The organism is Plantactinospora sp. CNZ320 (assembly GCF_002846275.1).
The window spans coordinates 7,588,263-7,602,917 of record NZ_PJMP01000001.1 but is presented as its reverse complement, the minus strand read 5'-3'; the positions used below and the strand labels follow the sequence as shown (position 1 = coordinate 7,602,917).

Annotated in this window: 14 protein-coding genes and 3 pseudogenes; 7 read left to right on the top strand and 10 right to left on the bottom strand. The window is 67.6% G+C overall.

Annotated elements, in window-relative coordinates; translation table 11 throughout:
• Positions 1-6 precede the first annotated feature (6 nt).
• A complete protein-coding gene (locus CLT71_RS34075; protein WP_101370715.1) occupies positions 7-867 on the bottom strand; it encodes a sigma-70 family RNA polymerase sigma factor in 861 nt (286 codons plus the stop codon).
• A gap of 2 nt (positions 868-869) precedes the next feature.
• Positions 870-1,310 (bottom strand): carboxymuconolactone decarboxylase family protein, encoded by a 441-nt coding sequence (locus CLT71_RS34070; RefSeq protein WP_101370714.1) that lies wholly within the window; start codon positions 1,308-1,310, stop codon positions 870-872.
• Between the two features lie 57 nt (positions 1,311-1,367).
• Here CLT71_RS34070 and CLT71_RS37250 point away from each other — a divergent pair, with 57 nt between their 5' ends.
• The gene (locus CLT71_RS37250) at positions 1,368-2,054 is read left to right on the top strand and encodes a PhzF family phenazine biosynthesis protein (protein WP_486483602.1); all 687 of its coding nucleotides are present in this window, start codon (positions 1,368-1,370) and stop codon (positions 2,052-2,054) included.
• Between the two features lie 147 nt (positions 2,055-2,201).
• On the top strand, positions 2,202-2,759 hold the full coding sequence (locus tag CLT71_RS34060; protein WP_486483601.1) for an RDD family protein: 558 nt from the start codon (positions 2,202-2,204) through the stop codon (positions 2,757-2,759).
• A 265-nt stretch (positions 2,760-3,024) separates the two neighbouring features.
• Here the strand turns inward: CLT71_RS34060 and CLT71_RS34055 are convergent, their stop codons facing one another.
• The 3 genes and pseudogenes from CLT71_RS34055 to CLT71_RS34040 all read right to left on the bottom strand — a co-directional run bounded on the left by CLT71_RS34055 (position 3,025) and on the right by CLT71_RS34040 (position 7,546).
• Entirely contained in the window at positions 3,025-3,981 is a 957-nt protein-coding gene (locus tag CLT71_RS34055) for an alpha/beta hydrolase (RefSeq protein WP_101370713.1), read from the bottom strand.
• Between the two features lie 673 nt (positions 3,982-4,654).
• A pseudogene (locus tag CLT71_RS34050) lies at positions 4,655-5,328 on the bottom strand (IS6 family transposase).
• A gap of 172 nt (positions 5,329-5,500) precedes the next feature.
• Entirely contained in the window at positions 5,501-7,546 is a 2,046-nt protein-coding gene (locus tag CLT71_RS34040; protein WP_101370712.1) for a right-handed parallel beta-helix repeat-containing protein, read from the bottom strand.
• A 158-nt stretch (positions 7,547-7,704) separates the two neighbouring features.
• Between CLT71_RS34040 and CLT71_RS34035 the strand changes: the two are divergent.
• Positions 7,705-8,378 (top strand): annotated as a pseudogene (locus CLT71_RS34035) (IS6 family transposase).
• A 65-nt stretch (positions 8,379-8,443) separates the two neighbouring features.
• Positions 8,444-8,701 carry a precorrin-6A/cobalt-precorrin-6A reductase gene (locus CLT71_RS34030; protein ID WP_101370711.1) on the top strand — a complete coding sequence of 86 codons (258 nt, stop codon included), beginning with the start codon at positions 8,444-8,446 and terminating at the stop codon, positions 8,699-8,701.
• Between the two features lie 179 nt (positions 8,702-8,880).
• Here CLT71_RS34030 and CLT71_RS34025 read toward each other — a convergent pair whose 3' ends face one another.
• Positions 8,881-9,186, bottom strand: a complete 306-nt coding sequence (locus tag CLT71_RS34025) for a hypothetical protein (RefSeq protein ID WP_101370710.1) — start codon at positions 9,184-9,186, stop codon at positions 8,881-8,883.
• A gap of 349 nt (positions 9,187-9,535) precedes the next feature.
• On the opposite strand from CLT71_RS34025, the gene CLT71_RS34020 reads away from it, so the two are divergent.
• Positions 9,536-10,804 carry an IS701 family transposase gene (locus CLT71_RS34020; protein WP_101372019.1) on the top strand — a complete coding sequence of 423 codons (1,269 nt, stop codon included), beginning with the start codon at positions 9,536-9,538 and terminating at the stop codon, positions 10,802-10,804.
• 405 nt (positions 10,805-11,209) lie between these two features.
• Positions 11,210-11,374, top strand: coding sequence for a hypothetical protein (locus tag CLT71_RS37245; protein WP_158242362.1), 165 nt, complete (start codon positions 11,210-11,212; stop codon positions 11,372-11,374).
• A gap of 480 nt (positions 11,375-11,854) precedes the next feature.
• Here CLT71_RS37245 and CLT71_RS38430 read toward each other — a convergent pair whose 3' ends face one another.
• Positions 11,855-11,983 (bottom strand): hypothetical protein, encoded by a 129-nt coding sequence (locus CLT71_RS38430; protein ID WP_486483764.1) that lies wholly within the window; start codon positions 11,981-11,983, stop codon positions 11,855-11,857.
• Positions 11,984-12,007: 24 nt separating this feature from the next.
• A pseudogene (locus tag CLT71_RS38425) lies at positions 12,008-12,130 on the bottom strand (hypothetical protein); the annotation flags it as partial.
• A 192-nt stretch (positions 12,131-12,322) separates the two neighbouring features.
• On the opposite strand from CLT71_RS38425, the gene CLT71_RS34010 reads away from it, so the two are divergent.
• The gene (locus CLT71_RS34010) at positions 12,323-13,900 is read left to right on the top strand and encodes an IS110 family transposase (protein ID WP_486483600.1); all 1,578 of its coding nucleotides are present in this window, start codon (positions 12,323-12,325) and stop codon (positions 13,898-13,900) included.
• On the opposite strand, the gene CLT71_RS34005 is transcribed toward CLT71_RS34010, so the two are convergent.
• Both CLT71_RS34005 and CLT71_RS36765 read right to left on the bottom strand, forming a co-directional pair.
• Positions 13,897-14,091 (bottom strand): hypothetical protein, encoded by a 195-nt coding sequence (locus CLT71_RS34005; protein WP_101370707.1) that lies wholly within the window; start codon positions 14,089-14,091, stop codon positions 13,897-13,899. The genes CLT71_RS34010 and CLT71_RS34005 overlap by 4 nt on opposite strands.
• 90 nt (positions 14,092-14,181) lie before the next feature.
• A complete protein-coding gene (locus CLT71_RS36765) occupies positions 14,182-14,655 on the bottom strand; it encodes a hypothetical protein (RefSeq protein WP_143743729.1) in 474 nt (157 codons plus the stop codon).

Genomic DNA, 14,655 nt, shown 5'->3' with positions numbered 1-14,655 from the left:
CCCGGCTCACCCGACAAGCCGGAGCTTGTCCGGGTTGGACAGCAGGTACACGTCGCTGACACGGTCCCGCCCGGCCACCGCCACGAGCAGTGCCAAGCCCTTCTTGCGGAGGATCGCGGCCGGTTGGAAGTTCACCTCGACGAACTCGATCTCCAGCCGGTCCAGCCGCGGCCCGAAGGCGCCGCAGAGGAAGCGCGATGCGCGATCGGCGCCGAGAATCGGCCGCCGCGCCGCCTTGGCCTTGCCCCCGCCGTCCGACCAGATCGTGACATCCTCCGCCAACACCCGCCCCAGTTCGGCCAGCTCCCCGTCACGAACGGCCTTGAGCAGTGCGACCAGGAGTCGCTGGTGCTCCGCCGGTGTGACCGGTCGACGCTTTCCGTCGAGCCGCAGCCGGGCGAGCGCCCTTCGATGAAGCTGGCGGCAGTCCTCGGGCGAACGGCCGAGGGTCTCGGCAATCTCGTGAAAGCCGAGGCCGAACGCGGTGCGGAGGACGAAGACCCCGCGTTGCGCGGCGGTCAGCCGCTCGAGCAGGTGCAGGGTGGCGAGGGAGACCGACTCCCGCTGCTCCACCGCGTCCATCGGGCCCAGCGGCGAACTCGGCCCGGCCGACGTCGGGATGGGCTCGGGGAGCCATGGCCCGACGTACACCTCTCGGTGCGACTTCCGCCTGCGCAACGCGTCCACAGCCAGATGCGAGACGATCCGCATCAGGAATCTGCGCGGGTCATCCACGGTGTCCGGATCAACCGCGCTCCACCTGATGAAGGCCTCCTGGAGGACATCCTCCGCATCGTGCGCACTGCCCAGGATGCGGTACGCCAGTGCGTACAGGAGACTTCGGTGCGCGTCGAGCTGATCGGTCATCGTCAGTCGGTCGGCAGGTGTTTCCGGGTCGGGATCGCGATGCGGTTCCAGGTGTTGATCGTCGCTATCGCGAGGACGAGGTCGGCGAGTTCGCCTTCCGCGAAGACCTTCGCGGCACCGTCCCAGACGTCATCCGGGACGCCCTGAGCCGTGAGCTGGGTGGCCGCGTCTGTCAATGCCAACGCCGCCCGCTCCCGCTCGGTGAAGAACGGCGAGTCCCGCCATGCGGCGACGGCGAACGCCCGCCGAGGCGTCTCGCCCGAGGCGAGCATCTCCCGGCTGTGCATGTCGACACAGAACGCACACTGGTTCAGTATCGACGCCCGCAGCTTCACCAGGCCCAGAATCGTGGAATCCACCCGGCCGCGGACGTACCGCTCGACAGCGGCCACCGCCCGGTAGCCCTCCGGCGCCGCCACGCTGATGTCAAGTCGCTCGGACACTCACGCCTCCTACTGGTTCGTCGGTCGAGGACAACGACGGATGGGCGTACCCGTGGCGTGACAACTGTGACCGCGTACACACCGTCGCGCGGATCCCTCGGCTGGTGGCACCTCGCACGTCTCGGTTGTCAGCCGGCCTACCCGACCGGACGAGGGCCATCTGGTCCGATTCTTCACCTCGACCGGCGAGAACTGCCCGGGTGCGGACACGGCACCGTCGCCGTGATCGCGGTGCTCACCGCGGAAAGCGGGCAACACACCTGGCACGGAGTGCTGCGGGCCGGGAGCCGGACCTTCGCCGCATCGGGCGTACGGGACCCGCGAGATCGTACCGTCGAGGCATGGTTCGAGCAGGGCCACGTCGAGTGCCACCGCGCCGATCCACAGATGGTCCGGCCGTTCCTCGCCGCGTTGGGGCTCGACGTCGCCGACCTCCACCCAGCGGACGAGCCGACCGTGGCATCCCCCGGGAAACCACGACTCCTGATCCCGGTCGCGAATCGCCGGATACTTGGCGGCCTCGAACCGGACTTCGCACGGCTGGCCGCCGAAAGCCGCCGGTACGGACAGCTCGGTTGCTACGTCTACAGCCCGCCAACGACTCAACCGCGAACGGCGGCCCGGGTGTCCGCCCCGATCATCGGCGTCGACGAGGACGCGGCCAACGCCAACAGCACCGGATGCCAGGCCGCACACAGGCTGATCTCCGGCGCCACCGCAACCCTACCGACCAGCCGTTGGTAAGCCACCCTCGCACCCGAGCCGACTCCTCCAGGTCCTTGCCACCGTTACTCGGCAGCTCCGTGCACGGTTACTCGGGCGGCAAGGCTCTGACAGAGGCGGCATAGCCTGGTCTCGCACCATGCCGACGACCCGACAGGAGAGTGTTCTGTGACAGTCCGCGCACTGGGCGGAGCGTCGACCCGACTCGAGATCGCCCAGCAGCACGCGGAGCACGTGCTCGGGGAACGTAAGGCCAGGCGGATCGCCATGTTCGACAACGGCGCCCTGTACGTCAGAGCGGGTTCGGGAGCGACGGCTCTGGCCTGGCTCATCGACTTCATCGTGTACCTGTTCGGTTTCGGGGTGGGGTTCGTCGCGCTGGCCCTGGTACACGAGCCGATGGGCATCTCCGACGACGCCGTCGCCGGGGTGGCACTCTCATCGCTCCTCGTGGTGCCGCTGGTGTACGGCCTCTTCTACGGCAACGGCCGAGCACTCGGCGCGCTCCTGGCCGGCACGCAACTCGTGCGGGCCAGGGACGGCGGTCGAGTCGGCGCCAAGGCATGCTGGGCCATGCTGGTCAGAACGCTGTTCATGCCGGTGCTGCTCATCGCGGCGCTGGCTAACTCGTTCACCACTGGGTCAGCGGCGATTCCCGGTTCGGCCAAGCGGCTCAGCATCGACCCCGACGCCACCCGACAGCTCCACGCCGCCGGCATCCGTTGACCTGCCGCTGCGCCCCTTCGTGGTCAGGGCATGCTGATTGATCTGTCCGGGGCGCCATAACTGCCTCGTACTCGGTGAAGTCCTGTCCGTGACCGGTGCGAGACTGCCGCGCAATCGATCTGGAAGGCTTCGTGGGGGACCTCGGACAGTGGACCGTTCGACGACACCGTCACGTGGTCAGGGCCGGGCGGGATCGGTGGCCCGCACCAGGGGACGCCGAGACCCGTTGCGGCGGTGGTGATCGGGCTGGACCCGGGACAGAGTGTCAGAGGACGAATCGAACCTCCGGAAAGGCCGGGTGCGGGCCGCTGAGCATGCGCTGCCGCCGGTGGCGTAGGTGCAGTTCGAAGAAGGCGAGCGGGTAGGCCTGCTGGATGCGTACCGCCCGGGCCGGGTCGAGGGTGCCGATCCAGTCGGCGAGGTCGTCGTCGCTCATCCCGACGATCGACGCCAGCTGCGGGATCAGCCATTGCGAGTCGCAGTACGCCCCGTGGGTCGTTCCGTCGACGTGCACCTGGCGCCGCCACCCGTGCAGCAGCGGCCAGAACTCGGCAACGCCGGACTCTTCGCCGCCGGGGGTGAAGACCGCGGTCATCAGCATGAACGGCCGGTCGAGATCGGCGACGGGTGGTTGCGACAGCATCGGACCGTCGAGGCTGAGCCCGGCCCGCACGCGCGGGTCGGTGTTCATGACGAGGGCGGTGGCGGTCGCGCCCTTCGAGAAGCCGAACATGCCTATCCGGCGTGGGTCGAGAGCGGCGCCCAGGCCGGCCGGCAGCAGGCGGCATCGGGCGTCGGGGTTACGCCCGGCGGCGAGCTCCTCGACGCAGTCGAGGACGAATCGAATGTCGTTGTTGTGGTCCCATGGTGTGACCGACACGTCGTCGTCAGGGACGGTGAGGCTGCCGTCGGGAGACTCGCCGAACGAGTCGTACGGGTGGTCAACCGTGACGACCACGTAGCCGTGGCTAGCGAGTTCCTGCACGACGATGGTGGTCTCGGAACGGTGGCCGCCCGCGCCGTGGGAGAAGACGACGACGGGTCGCCGGCCGACTGCCTGGAGCACCGGAGCACCCTCGTGGCCGGCGGTGAGAGGCGCCGCCACGACATCGGCGTCGAATCCGTTGGCCGCGAGCAGCGCGGCCAACGGCGCGGCGGGCAGCCACGGTGCCACCGGATGTCGCCAGGCGTCCCGGCCGGCGGGATACCAGACGCTGGCGATGAGCTCGCGGTGGCCTCCTGGGCCGGCGACCGGGTCCGGCCGCGTCGAGTTCGGCTACCTGCGCACCCAACTCGACCTGACCGCAGGTCGGCGCCGATCTGGACCAGTTCGGCCCGGAGGGTGTCGCCCGCCGGATCCGGAATGGCGATGCTCATAGTGGCCTTCTTGTTGGCCGGGTCCATTCTGTGGTCGGCCGTCAGACCAGAATGCTGTAGGACGACGGTCATGACCCCCGGTTCGTCTTTGCCGCCGCGTCCGCCAGCTTCTCCACCGGGCTGAGCTGTGTCGGCGCGGATGTTTCCCCGCGCGGCGCCGAACTGTCGGTGGGTCCCGCACCGACACCGCAACCCGTGACCGAAAGACTCATCGCGGCAACGAGGACGACAACCGGAGCCGCTGTCCGCAGAGTACGCACTGACCTGTTTCCTTCCCATCGGCTTTCTTCCATCGACGAACCACGCGGATGCTACCCGCCCCGGTCGGCCCGGCATCATGCACACTGCCACCAGACAGCCCTTGATCCTTGATCTTCTTCCTAGACAAGAGGAATAATCGATCAAGGACTGTCCCTATGATCGGCCGATGTCGATGCCGCCACCCACAGGTTAAAGATCAAGGGCGCTGTTGCCTTGGCGGATCGGTGGACATGCCGAGTCCGCCAGCCGGGCACTGGTCAGATCGCTTGGGCCAGTTCGGTGAACGCGACCGTCACCCCGCAGACCGGGCAGGACGTCGGTGGCGATTTCGTAGTGTCCGCGTCGTAGGTTCTGCACGAAGGCATGGCCGGTAATGATCGTCTGGGCGGTGCGGTTGGAACGTAGCCCGCGCATGGGTCTGAGCCGGTGCTTGAGCTGGCTGTGATTGGCCTCGATCGGGTTGTTGGCGTGTCGTTCGACGTGGTGCCACGCCGATGGGACCAAGTCCTCCAACACCCTGGTGTAGACCGGGGCGGCGTCGGTGACGACTTCGCTGGGCGTGGCCTTCAGCGTAATCAGCGCCCGGTGGAGGAACCGCCGGGTTGCGGCGGCGTCCCGACGCGCCGAGACGAGCGCGTCGATGACCTGCCCGTGCTGGTCGACGGCCCGGTACACGTACCGCCAGACACCGTTGACCTTGACGTAGGTCTCGTCTACGAATCAGCGGTCACCCGGCGAGTGACGAACGAACCGGGCGGCGTCGGCCAGTAGCGGGGTGAACCGCTGCACCCACCGGTAGACCGTGACGTGATCCACCTCGACACCCCCGCTCGACCAGCAACTCCTCCACATCCCGGTGGGAGAGATCGAACCGGACCGCCAGCACAATCACCTCAGGCGGGAACCGGAACGCCGCGAACGCCGACGGCAGTGGGGACCAGGACCGGACACGAGACGACGACCTCACCGGCCAAGCAGACCACGCCAGGCAAGCCGAGGTCGATCATGCTTTGCTCAACGCAACAGACCCCGTGACTTCCTTCCCCTGGCCGAAGGACTCCGGACTCACGGTCGCCCACTGGTCGCATGGGTGAACTCCGAACTCATGAGGAATGCCGCGGAGATCGGTCAACTCCGGCTGGTGCGCGCCGCGTCGAGCTGACCGATCGTGCCGACCGGACGGCGACCCACGGCACCCAGACCAGTTCCAGCAGGATGCGCGGCCACACCGGCCCGACCGGGGTGCCTGGCAGCATCACCAGTCCCCGGTCGACGGCGCCGAGCAAAGCGAACACGCCGAGCGCCAGGGTGAGCCAGCCCAGCCCGCGCCGGCCGGTGCGGCGCAGGGACCAGCCCACCCCCAGCCAGCCGACGCCCAGCAGCGCCAGGCCCAGGGAGGTCAGCCAGGTGCCCTCGTACGCAGTGCCGAAGACGCCCACCACCAGACCGGCGAGCGCTACCGCACTGGACGCGGTCCAGAGTGGATCGCGTCGACCCAGCCGGGCCCACAGGACCAGGATTAGCACGCCCAGCAGCACCGCCTCGCCGGTGGCCGCCCGCACCTCGATCCGGTCCAGCCCACGCGCCCCGAACCAGTCACAGCCCGCCGGGATCCGGCGCTCCGACAGCGAGTAGTCGGCACAGACGTACAGCTTGAGGGTCTTGCCGGGCTCGGCGACCGCGCGGTTGACGCCGAGTCCGGCGGGCATCTCGTCGGCGCCGCAAGCCGGCAGCACCCGCGGCTCGGCGCCGGCCGCCGGGCGTTGCCAGCAGGACCCCCGGCCCTGGCCGTCCCACCAGAAGTCCATCCCGTTCGGTGCCCGCGTGCCATCGCGGCGGACGCCGAGCCGGTTGCCGAGGTACCGGTTGTGGTGCGAGGTGTCGAACTGGGCCGCGAATCCGGTGTCGCCCCGGACGAAGCCGGGCACCCACGAGGTGACGAAGCCGGCGTACGCGTGGCCGTACACCCAGTTGTCCCGCCAGATGTTGTAGTTGCCACCCGGGTTGATCACTCCGGTGCCGGGTGGCAGGCCGACCGCCGGGCACACCACGCCGTCCTCGTAACCCCGCTCGGCGTACGGCTTGGCGCAGGTGCCGTCCCGGACGTACCGGTAGTAGTCCTCGTTGTTGTCGCCGATGACGTTGCGCTCGAACTTCGCGTGGTTCTGCGGCATGCCGGGGTGGTCGGGAAACGCCGAGTCGGTAGCCACCCCGGCGGCGTTGTTCGTGAACTCGTTGTCGTGCGCCCACACCGAGTCCCCGGCGGTCCCCGAATAGCCGAGCAGGTTGTGGTGCGATTTGCAGCCCGTGATTTCGATGGCGTACCGGTCGACCTGGTGACCACGATCCGCGTTGATGTTCGAGGCCGCTCCCGGGTAGACACCGGAGTCGCCGTTGCCGTACGCCTCGCAGCCGGTGTAAAGGCCGTGGTCGTCGGCGAAGGTGAGGAACCCGTACTCGTCGTTCCACCGGCCGATCGCCCGGTCGATGACGAAACCGTCGGTCTCCAGGATGTAGACGGCGTTGAAGGTGGTCCGCTGGGCCGTCAGGTTGCGCAGGTAGAAGCCGTTGGCGCGGTCGGCCCGGATGGCGTTGAGCTTCTGGTACTGCGCGTCCACCACCACGTCCAGCGGACCGGCGCCGGTCCCCTCGATCTGCAGGTCCCGCTTGCCGATGACCGCCACCAGGTTCTGCACGTGCGGGCAGGCCACCTGTTGTTCGTAGGACATAACCTGGTAGAGCCGGTTGCCGGACCAGGGTGCGTCCAGTTCAGCGCAGGCGCCGGTGGGCGGGGCGAGGCTCGGCTCCTCCCGGTAGACCCCCGGCAGCATCAGGATCCGGGTGCCGGGCAGCCGGGCCGCGTCCACCGCGTCCTGAAGGTGCCGGTAGCCGGAGCGCTGGCATTCGTCGTACAGCGCCTGGTTGCTGGTGCGCAGCTCGGCCGGGAAGCCGGCGACCCGGGCGGTGAAGTCCGCCGCGTCGGTCTTGCAGACCAGCAGCCGCGGGCCGTCGGTGCGGTACGCCGGCACGCTTCCGGTGCCGTCCGGATAGACCGGCTGCCGTTCGTCGTGCGCGGCGGCCGGGGCCGCCGACGCCAGACCAAGGAGCAGGAAAATGCCAGCCACAGCGACCCTGACCAATGCCTTCATGGCCGGAGATTAGAGGAACTTTCGCGTTTCGACCATCCCCCGCCCGGGGTGGTATCACCGGGTCTGTTGCGTTGAGCAAAGCATGATCGACCTCGGCTTGCCTGGCGTGGTCTGCTTGGCCGGTGAGGTCGTCGTCTCGTGTCCGGTCCTGGTCCCCACTGCCGTCGGCGTTCGCGGCGTTCCGGTTCCCGCCTGAGGTGATTGTGCTGGCGGTCCGGTTCGATCTCTCCCACCGGGATGTGGAGGAGTTGCTGGTCGAGCGGGGGTGTCGAGGTGGATCACGTCACGGTCTACCGGTGGGTGCAGCGGTTCACCCCGCTACTGGCCGACGCCGCCCGGTTCGTTCGTCACTCGCCGGGTGACCGCTGATTCGTAGACGAGACCTACGTCAAGGTCAACGGTGTCTGGCGGTACGTGTACCGGGCCGTCGACCAGCACGGGCAGGTCATCGACGCGCTCGTCTCGGCGCGTCGGGACGCCGCCGCAACCCGGCGGTTCCTCCACCGGGCGCTGATTACGCTGAAGGCCACGCCCAGCGAAGTCGTCACCGACGCCGCCCCGGTCTACACCAGGGTGTTGGAGGACTTGGTCCCATCGGCGTGGCACCACGTCGAACGACACGCCAACAACCCGATCGAGGCCAATCACAGCCAGCTCAAGCACCGGCTCAGACCCATGCGCGGGCTACGTTCCAACCGCACCGCCCAGACGATCATTACCGGCCATGCCTTCGTGCAGAACCTACGACGCGGACACTACGAAATCGCCACCGACGTCCTGCCCGGTCTGCGGGGTGACGGTCGCGTTCACCGAACTGGCCCAAGCGATCTGACCAGTGCCCGGCTGGCGGACTCGGCATGTCCACCGATCCGCCAACGCAACAGCGCCGAACGGGTCATGCTGGCCAGCACGTCGATCCGGTGTGTGCCCAGCAAGGACAGCGGTGGGACGTACACGATGGCGAACCTGGTGGCTGCCCGGGAGCTGGGCCTGCCGGTGGTGCTGGTGGACCGGCCGACCCGATCGCCCTGCCTGCGGCGGTCGGCGACGTGCCGGCGGCGCTGGCCTGGCTGGCGACGCGCTGCCGCACCGGTAACCGGCGCGCCGGGCGATCCGTCGGCCGCCCGGCGCCGGTCACCGGTAGCTCACCGATAGACGTACGGGTAGGGCGAACAGCGCGCCCGTCACCGCGACCGTCACCAGCGCCTTCCGAAATACCCCCATGAGTTCCCACTATCGCAACGCGGCCCGGTTTCGGGCTGTCCCCCGCATCGTCGGACAGATCGGCTTCGGTCCGGCTACAACGGCAGACCACCGCACCTGCCGTCAGCAGGTCACGGGTAGTACTGGACGTACAGGTAGGTGGTCCACCAGCCGTTGTCCCGGCACTCGTAGAACTTGTACGCCCCGAACGCCACCCCGATCTGCCCGGTCCGGTTGCAGATCTCCCAGCCCTCCTCGAACGGGAAGGTCGTCCATTGGTCGATCGGCCCCACCCAGTCGGCGGCCGTCGCGACGGCCTCCTGCCCGGCCACGCCGGTCCGCTCGGCGGCCACGGCCGGTCCGCCGGACCCGAGCCCACCGGCGAACAGCGCGCCGGTCGCCGCGACGGCCAGCGCCGCTCTCCAGAGCATCCTCATCTGTCCTCCTGAATCCGCGCCGCCCCTCCTCGGGCGGTCCATCGCATCCTCGGACCGGTCGACTTCAATTCGGCTTCAGCTGCGGCCAGCCAGGCCACGCCACCGCGCGGTGACAGCGCCGCCAGCCGAGGACCGGCCACCGGCGACAGAGCCGGCGAAAACAGAGCCGGATATGGGTCTGTCTCGCTAATACGGCAGCCGCCGTTTGAGATCTTGCTGGTGAACCGGGGTGGACGCGAGGCGGCCACCGCGTGATCGTCTGTGCGTTGTGGACACATCATCAGATCTGGCGGTGGCCGCGTGCCACAGCGTAGCGGTTGGTCGGTGGGAGCGGGTGCTGGCCGGGGTGCTGGGGTGCTTCGCGGGCCGGTTCGGGCGGGTGGAGCCGCGTCGTGCGGCGGGAGAGTTCGTGACGGGCCTGCTGGCCGATCTCGAGGTGAAGACGTGTTGGCAGTTGGCCGAGCGGGCCGGGCACGTCCGGCCGGATGCGATGCAGCGGCTGTTGTACCGGGCGGTGTGGGACGCCGATGCTGTCCGTGACGACCTGCGGCAGCTGATCGCCGGCCGGTTCGGCGGTCCGGACGCGGTCTTGGCCGTCGACGAGACCGGTGACTTGAAGAAGGGCATTCACACGGTCGGGGTGCAGCGCCAGTACACGGGCACGGCGGGGCGGATCGAGAACAGCCAGGTCGGGGTGTTCCTGGGCTACGCCGGCGCCGATGGGCACACGTTGATCGACCGGCGGGTGTACCTGCCTGCGTCGTGGACTGACGACCGGGACCGCTGCGCAGCTGCCGGTGTGCCCGACGACATCGAGTTCGCGACCAAGCCGGAGTTGGCCGCTGACATGATCACCGCGGCCCTGCATGCGGGGGTGTCGGCCGGGTGGGTGGCCGCGGACGAGGCCTACGGCAACAGCACCGCATTCCGCGCTGGCCTGCGCGAACATCAGATCGGCTACGTCCTTGCGGTGTCCTGCAGCCACCTGGTTCCCCTCGACGACGGCAAGACCCGCATCCGCGCCGACCGGATCGCGGCTGACCTGCCGGCTTCGGCGTGGCAGCGCCGCTCAGCCGGCGCCGGATCCAAGGGGCCACGCTTCTACGACTGGGCCTGGCTCGACGACGTGTGCACCGACGCCGACCCCGACGACGGCGGCGGCCGGCACAGCCTCCTGATCCGCCGCAACACCACCACCGGGGAGCTGGCCTTCTACCGCTGCTGGACCCCGCAACCGGCCACCCTCGCCCAACTCGTGCGGGTCGCCGGGATCCGCTGGAGCATCGAGGAGAGCTTCCAAGCCGCCAAGAGCCAGGTCGGTCTGGACCAGCACCAGGTCCGCCGCTGGGACTCCTGGCACCGGTTCACCACCTTGGCCCTGGCCGCCCTCGCCGTCCTGACGATCTGCGCCGCCGACGCGACCGACGACGACCCGACCGACACCGGACTGATCAAGCTGACCGTCAACGAGATCCGCCGCCTGATCAACGCCTGCATCATCCGCCCGATCACCGACCTCGCCCACCGTTTGCACTGGTCAGGCTGGCGCCGCCGACATCAAGCCCGAGCCCGACGATCGCACTACACACGCCGCCTCAACCTCGAACTTCAGCCATGATCCCGAACGGCGGCTGCCGTACTAGAATCTGGATTTCGGCTCTAGGTGACCTTGGCCGGGGCGACTACCATGCGTAACAGCCATCCTGACCTGCCGATATTCGGCGGCCCTTTTCTGGATTCGCGGGCGAAGATCCGGACGAATGGCTTTACGTTCGATAGCGGGGGCAAAGACCGCTCCCTGCGGATTAAAAGTCCTCAGCTCTGCCGATTGAGGGTGCGATCCGTCAGGCCGCACCGGAGGGGGCCATCGGCGATCCCGGCGGCTCATCCTACGGGGCACGCACGCTGCCAGGTTGGGTGCGCGAGGCCTTGGTGCTCTGCCACGGGGCTTGATCAGTGAGCCCGGTAGAGGTTGACCGTCTCCGGGCTTGCCACCGTCGCCGCCGCTTCTACCCTCACCGCCGTGACCACTACCACCGAACTCGGTGCCGCCCTCGTCACCTGGCACGCTTGGTGGTGGCCGGCCCGCGCCCAGTTCAGCGCCGTGTCTGTAGTACGGTCTGCGGTCGGCGGGCCCGGGCCCAACCGCAAACGCCGGGCCCGCCCCTTCTTCCTGGGCTGGGCGTGACCGGCGAAGCCAGGCGAGCCAGCGGCGGGCAGTGCCGGTGATGATACCGCCGTTATGGTCACGACGTGCCGCCGGCAGCACCTCGGCGAACACCTCGTCCACCTCGGGCCGCAATCCCAGGTCGGAGTCGCCTGCGCGTCGAGTTCGTGCTTCAGGGCGGGCCACCAGCCACGCCCTCGACACGGTCTGAATCGACCCCACTGCGGGCTCCCATCCGACGGGTGGCGCTGCGTCGGAAAGCTTCCTGACGCCACTCAAGTCCACCGCTCCTGACAGCCGGCCTCCGGCGTCCGGGATGCCAGGACCAAGGAGAAGGTGGTTGGCAAATGTCGAACACCCTCGAAACGGACGTTCGACATGAGCCTGTCGTCGGCGCCTGGATCTGGGATCTGGATCTGGCTCAAATTTCGTGATGAGGGTGGACCCCGATCAGGGAGTGTGTCGATTTCCGTGTTTGGGCCTGTGGTGTGATCGATGCTGTTAGATGGTGATCCGGTCGCCGTAGGCGAGGATCAGGGCGTTGAGGGCCTTGGCCCAACCGTAGACCCGGCCGGTGATGCTCCCGCCGCCCTTACGTTTCTGCTGGACGACGAGGTAGAGGACCTTCATCGCGGCCTGCTCGGTCGGGAAGTGCCCGCGTCTGCGGGCGGCTTGGCGGAACCGTGTGTTCAGGCTCTCGATGATGTTGGTACCCGGTATGAAATCAGGTGGAGGCCCGCGTGGTGTTCCGCTGGTCCGGCACTCTCGGTCGGGCATACGGTGTGACCGTCCGGAACAGGGGCCTTCGGGGAACACGTATGGGCAGGCCGTTCTTGCTCGATGGGCTGCGAGCCCGTGTTAGTAGTTGGCCGCCCCTGCGACTGGTCCGGCTGCGCTGCGAGCGCGTATCCGTAGGTGTCGTTCCGTCCCAGCGGTTCCCCACCGATCGAGCAGCGGAGGGAGCAGATGATGGTCCGCTATATCGGCATGGACGTGCACCGCGAGTTCGCGCAGCTGGCGGTCGTCGAGGACGGCCTCGTGCGTGACGAGGGCCGCATCGGCGTGACGTCGGAAGCGCTGCGGCAGTGGGCCGCCGGCCTACGGGCTGATGACCAGGTCGCGTTGGAGGCGACGGGTAACAGCGACGCGATCGCGACCCTGTTGACCCCTGTTGTCGGCAGGGTGGTGGTGTCGAACCCGTCGAAGACCCGGGCGATCGCCGAGGCGAAGGTCAAGACCGACAAGGTCGACGCCCGGATTCTGGCGCAGCTGCTGGCGGCGGACTTCCTGCCACCGGTGTGGCTACCCGACGAGCGGATCCGTAGCCTTGTGGATGCCGAAAACCTCATCCCTCCTGGTCACGGCTTTTTGATCAGCCGGCCTTGGAGTGGTCGGTCCCGGCGGATTCGAGCGGCTAAATCGCGACAGTGGCCGACGTCGAGCGCTGCGCGACGATGGGGTGTGCTGCTCCGACTGGCGTACCTCGGCGTGACCAACACTCTGGCCCTGCTGCGGCTGCTGCCGATGAGCGACCGAGACAAGGACGCCGAGATCCTCGCGTTACGGCACCAGATCATGGTCCTCGAACGGCAACTGCACGGCGACCGGGTCCGGTTCACCCCAGCGGACCGGGCGTGGCTGGCGGCTCTGCTGCACCCGCTACCGCGAACCGTACTGAACCAGCTGCGGCTGCTGGTCCGCCCGGAGACCGTGCTGCGCTGGCACCGCGATTTGATCGCCCACCGGCATGCAAGGAGTTCCCGGCCCCACCAGGCCGGACGGCCCCGAACAATCCGGTCGATCCGCCGGCTGGTCCTGCGCCTGGCCTCGGAAAACAACAACTGGGGATACCGCCGTATCCACGGCGAACTACTCGTCCTGGGCGTCAAGGTCGCCGCCTCCACCGTCTGGGAGATCCTGAAAGAGGCGGGCGTCGATCCGGCACCTCAGCGCACCAGCAGCACCTGGGCGACGTTCCTACGCTCCCAGGCCCACGCCATCATCGCCGCCGACTTCCTCGAGACGACCACACTGACCGGCACCCGCCTCTACGTCCTGGCCGTCATCGAGCACGCCACCCGCCGCATCCGGATCCTCGGTGCCACCGCGCACCCCACCGCAGGCTGGGTCACCCAGACCGCACGCAACCTGGTGATGGACCTCGAAGACGCCGGCTGCCAGGTGAAATACATGATCCGAGACAGGGATGGCAAGTACCCAGTCCTGTTCGACACCGTCCTCGCCGACGCCGGTATCGACATGGTCCTCAGCGGAGTCCGGGTACCCAGGATGAACGCGATCATGGAACGCTGGGTCCGGACCTGCCGGCGTGAACTCCTCGACCGGACGCTGATTCTCCACCAACGGCACCTGCTGCACGCACTCCGCGAATACGAGGTCTTCTACAACGAGCATCGCCCTCATCAGGGCATCGCCAACGTCCGGCCACTCGCGCCACTGCCCGAACTGATCAGCGACCCGGACCGTCTCATCCACCTGAACATCCACCGACGTGACCGCCTCGGCGGCATCCTCCACGAGTACTAACATGCCGCCTGAGCTGCTCGGATGACATTTTCGGCAGGTCCAGTGTCACCGGCGATCACATAGAACGCGTGGATGTCGCCGACGGTCAGGGTGTAGACGGTGGCGGTATCGGTCCAGCGCTTGTTTGCGGTGATCTGAACCCAGGTGCCGGCTGCAATCTGGACGAGCTGTCCAACCTGCAACGCAGCCATCCGGACAGCCCACGATGATTCACATCGAACGGCGCAGATCGAGGCAACCCGCCGACGGGCGCCTGATCGGTCACAGAATCAATCTCAAGATCATTGCATCCGATCAACCAGTACGTGCCCACAACTTACACACCTGTCGAATATAGGTAGCCGTTTATATTCTTGCGCTAGCGTTCGGAGGGCCTTCTCGACCTCAGCACGAGCCACTGGCCCACCGTTGGCATGATCGATGCCGGAACGCGTCGCCGAAAGCTCTTCCGGACTACGCCAATTACCCTCGTCATAAAGCCTAGCCTGATCGGCGGCTATCTTGTGGAAAGTTTCACGGGCGATCTTCCATGCATCCTCTAACCTATACCATGCGGCCTGAAGGGCAAAAACCTGCTCAGCCAGCTCATCAACCTCACCATACCGTAGAGGATTTGGCCAATGGACAGTTTGCAAATGCTTCAATTCAATAATCTCAACAATCAACCCAACCATCGAGGCGGCCGATCCATTCCCCAATATTTCTGCCAGCAGCCCCATCCCAATTGACGGCATCTGAGGCAAATTTTGATTCAC

Coding starts and splice junctions, on each gene's coding strand:
- CLT71_RS34040 (WP_101370712.1), bottom strand. CDS start 7,546: ATGAAGGCATTGGTCAGGGTCGCTGTGGCTGGCATTTTCCTGCTCCTT.
- CLT71_RS34025 (WP_101370710.1), bottom strand. CDS start 9,186: ATGAGGATGCTCTGGAGAGCGGCGCTGGCCGTCGCGGCGACCGGCGCG.
- CLT71_RS34075 (WP_101370715.1), bottom strand. CDS start 867: ATGACCGATCAGCTCGACGCGCACCGAAGTCTCCTGTACGCACTGGCG.
- CLT71_RS34010 (WP_486483600.1), top strand. CDS start 12,323: ATGGTCCGCTATATCGGCATGGACGTGCACCGCGAGTTCGCGCAGCTG.
- CLT71_RS38430 (WP_486483764.1), bottom strand. CDS start 11,983: ATGAAGGTCCTCTACCTCGTCGTCCAGCAGAAACGTAAGGGCGGCGGG.
- CLT71_RS34005 (WP_101370707.1), bottom strand. CDS start 14,091: ATGGCTGCGTTGCAGGTTGGACAGCTCGTCCAGATTGCAGCCGGCACC.
- CLT71_RS34030 (WP_101370711.1), top strand. CDS start 8,444: ATGCTGGCCAGCACGTCGATCCGGTGTGTGCCCAGCAAGGACAGCGGT.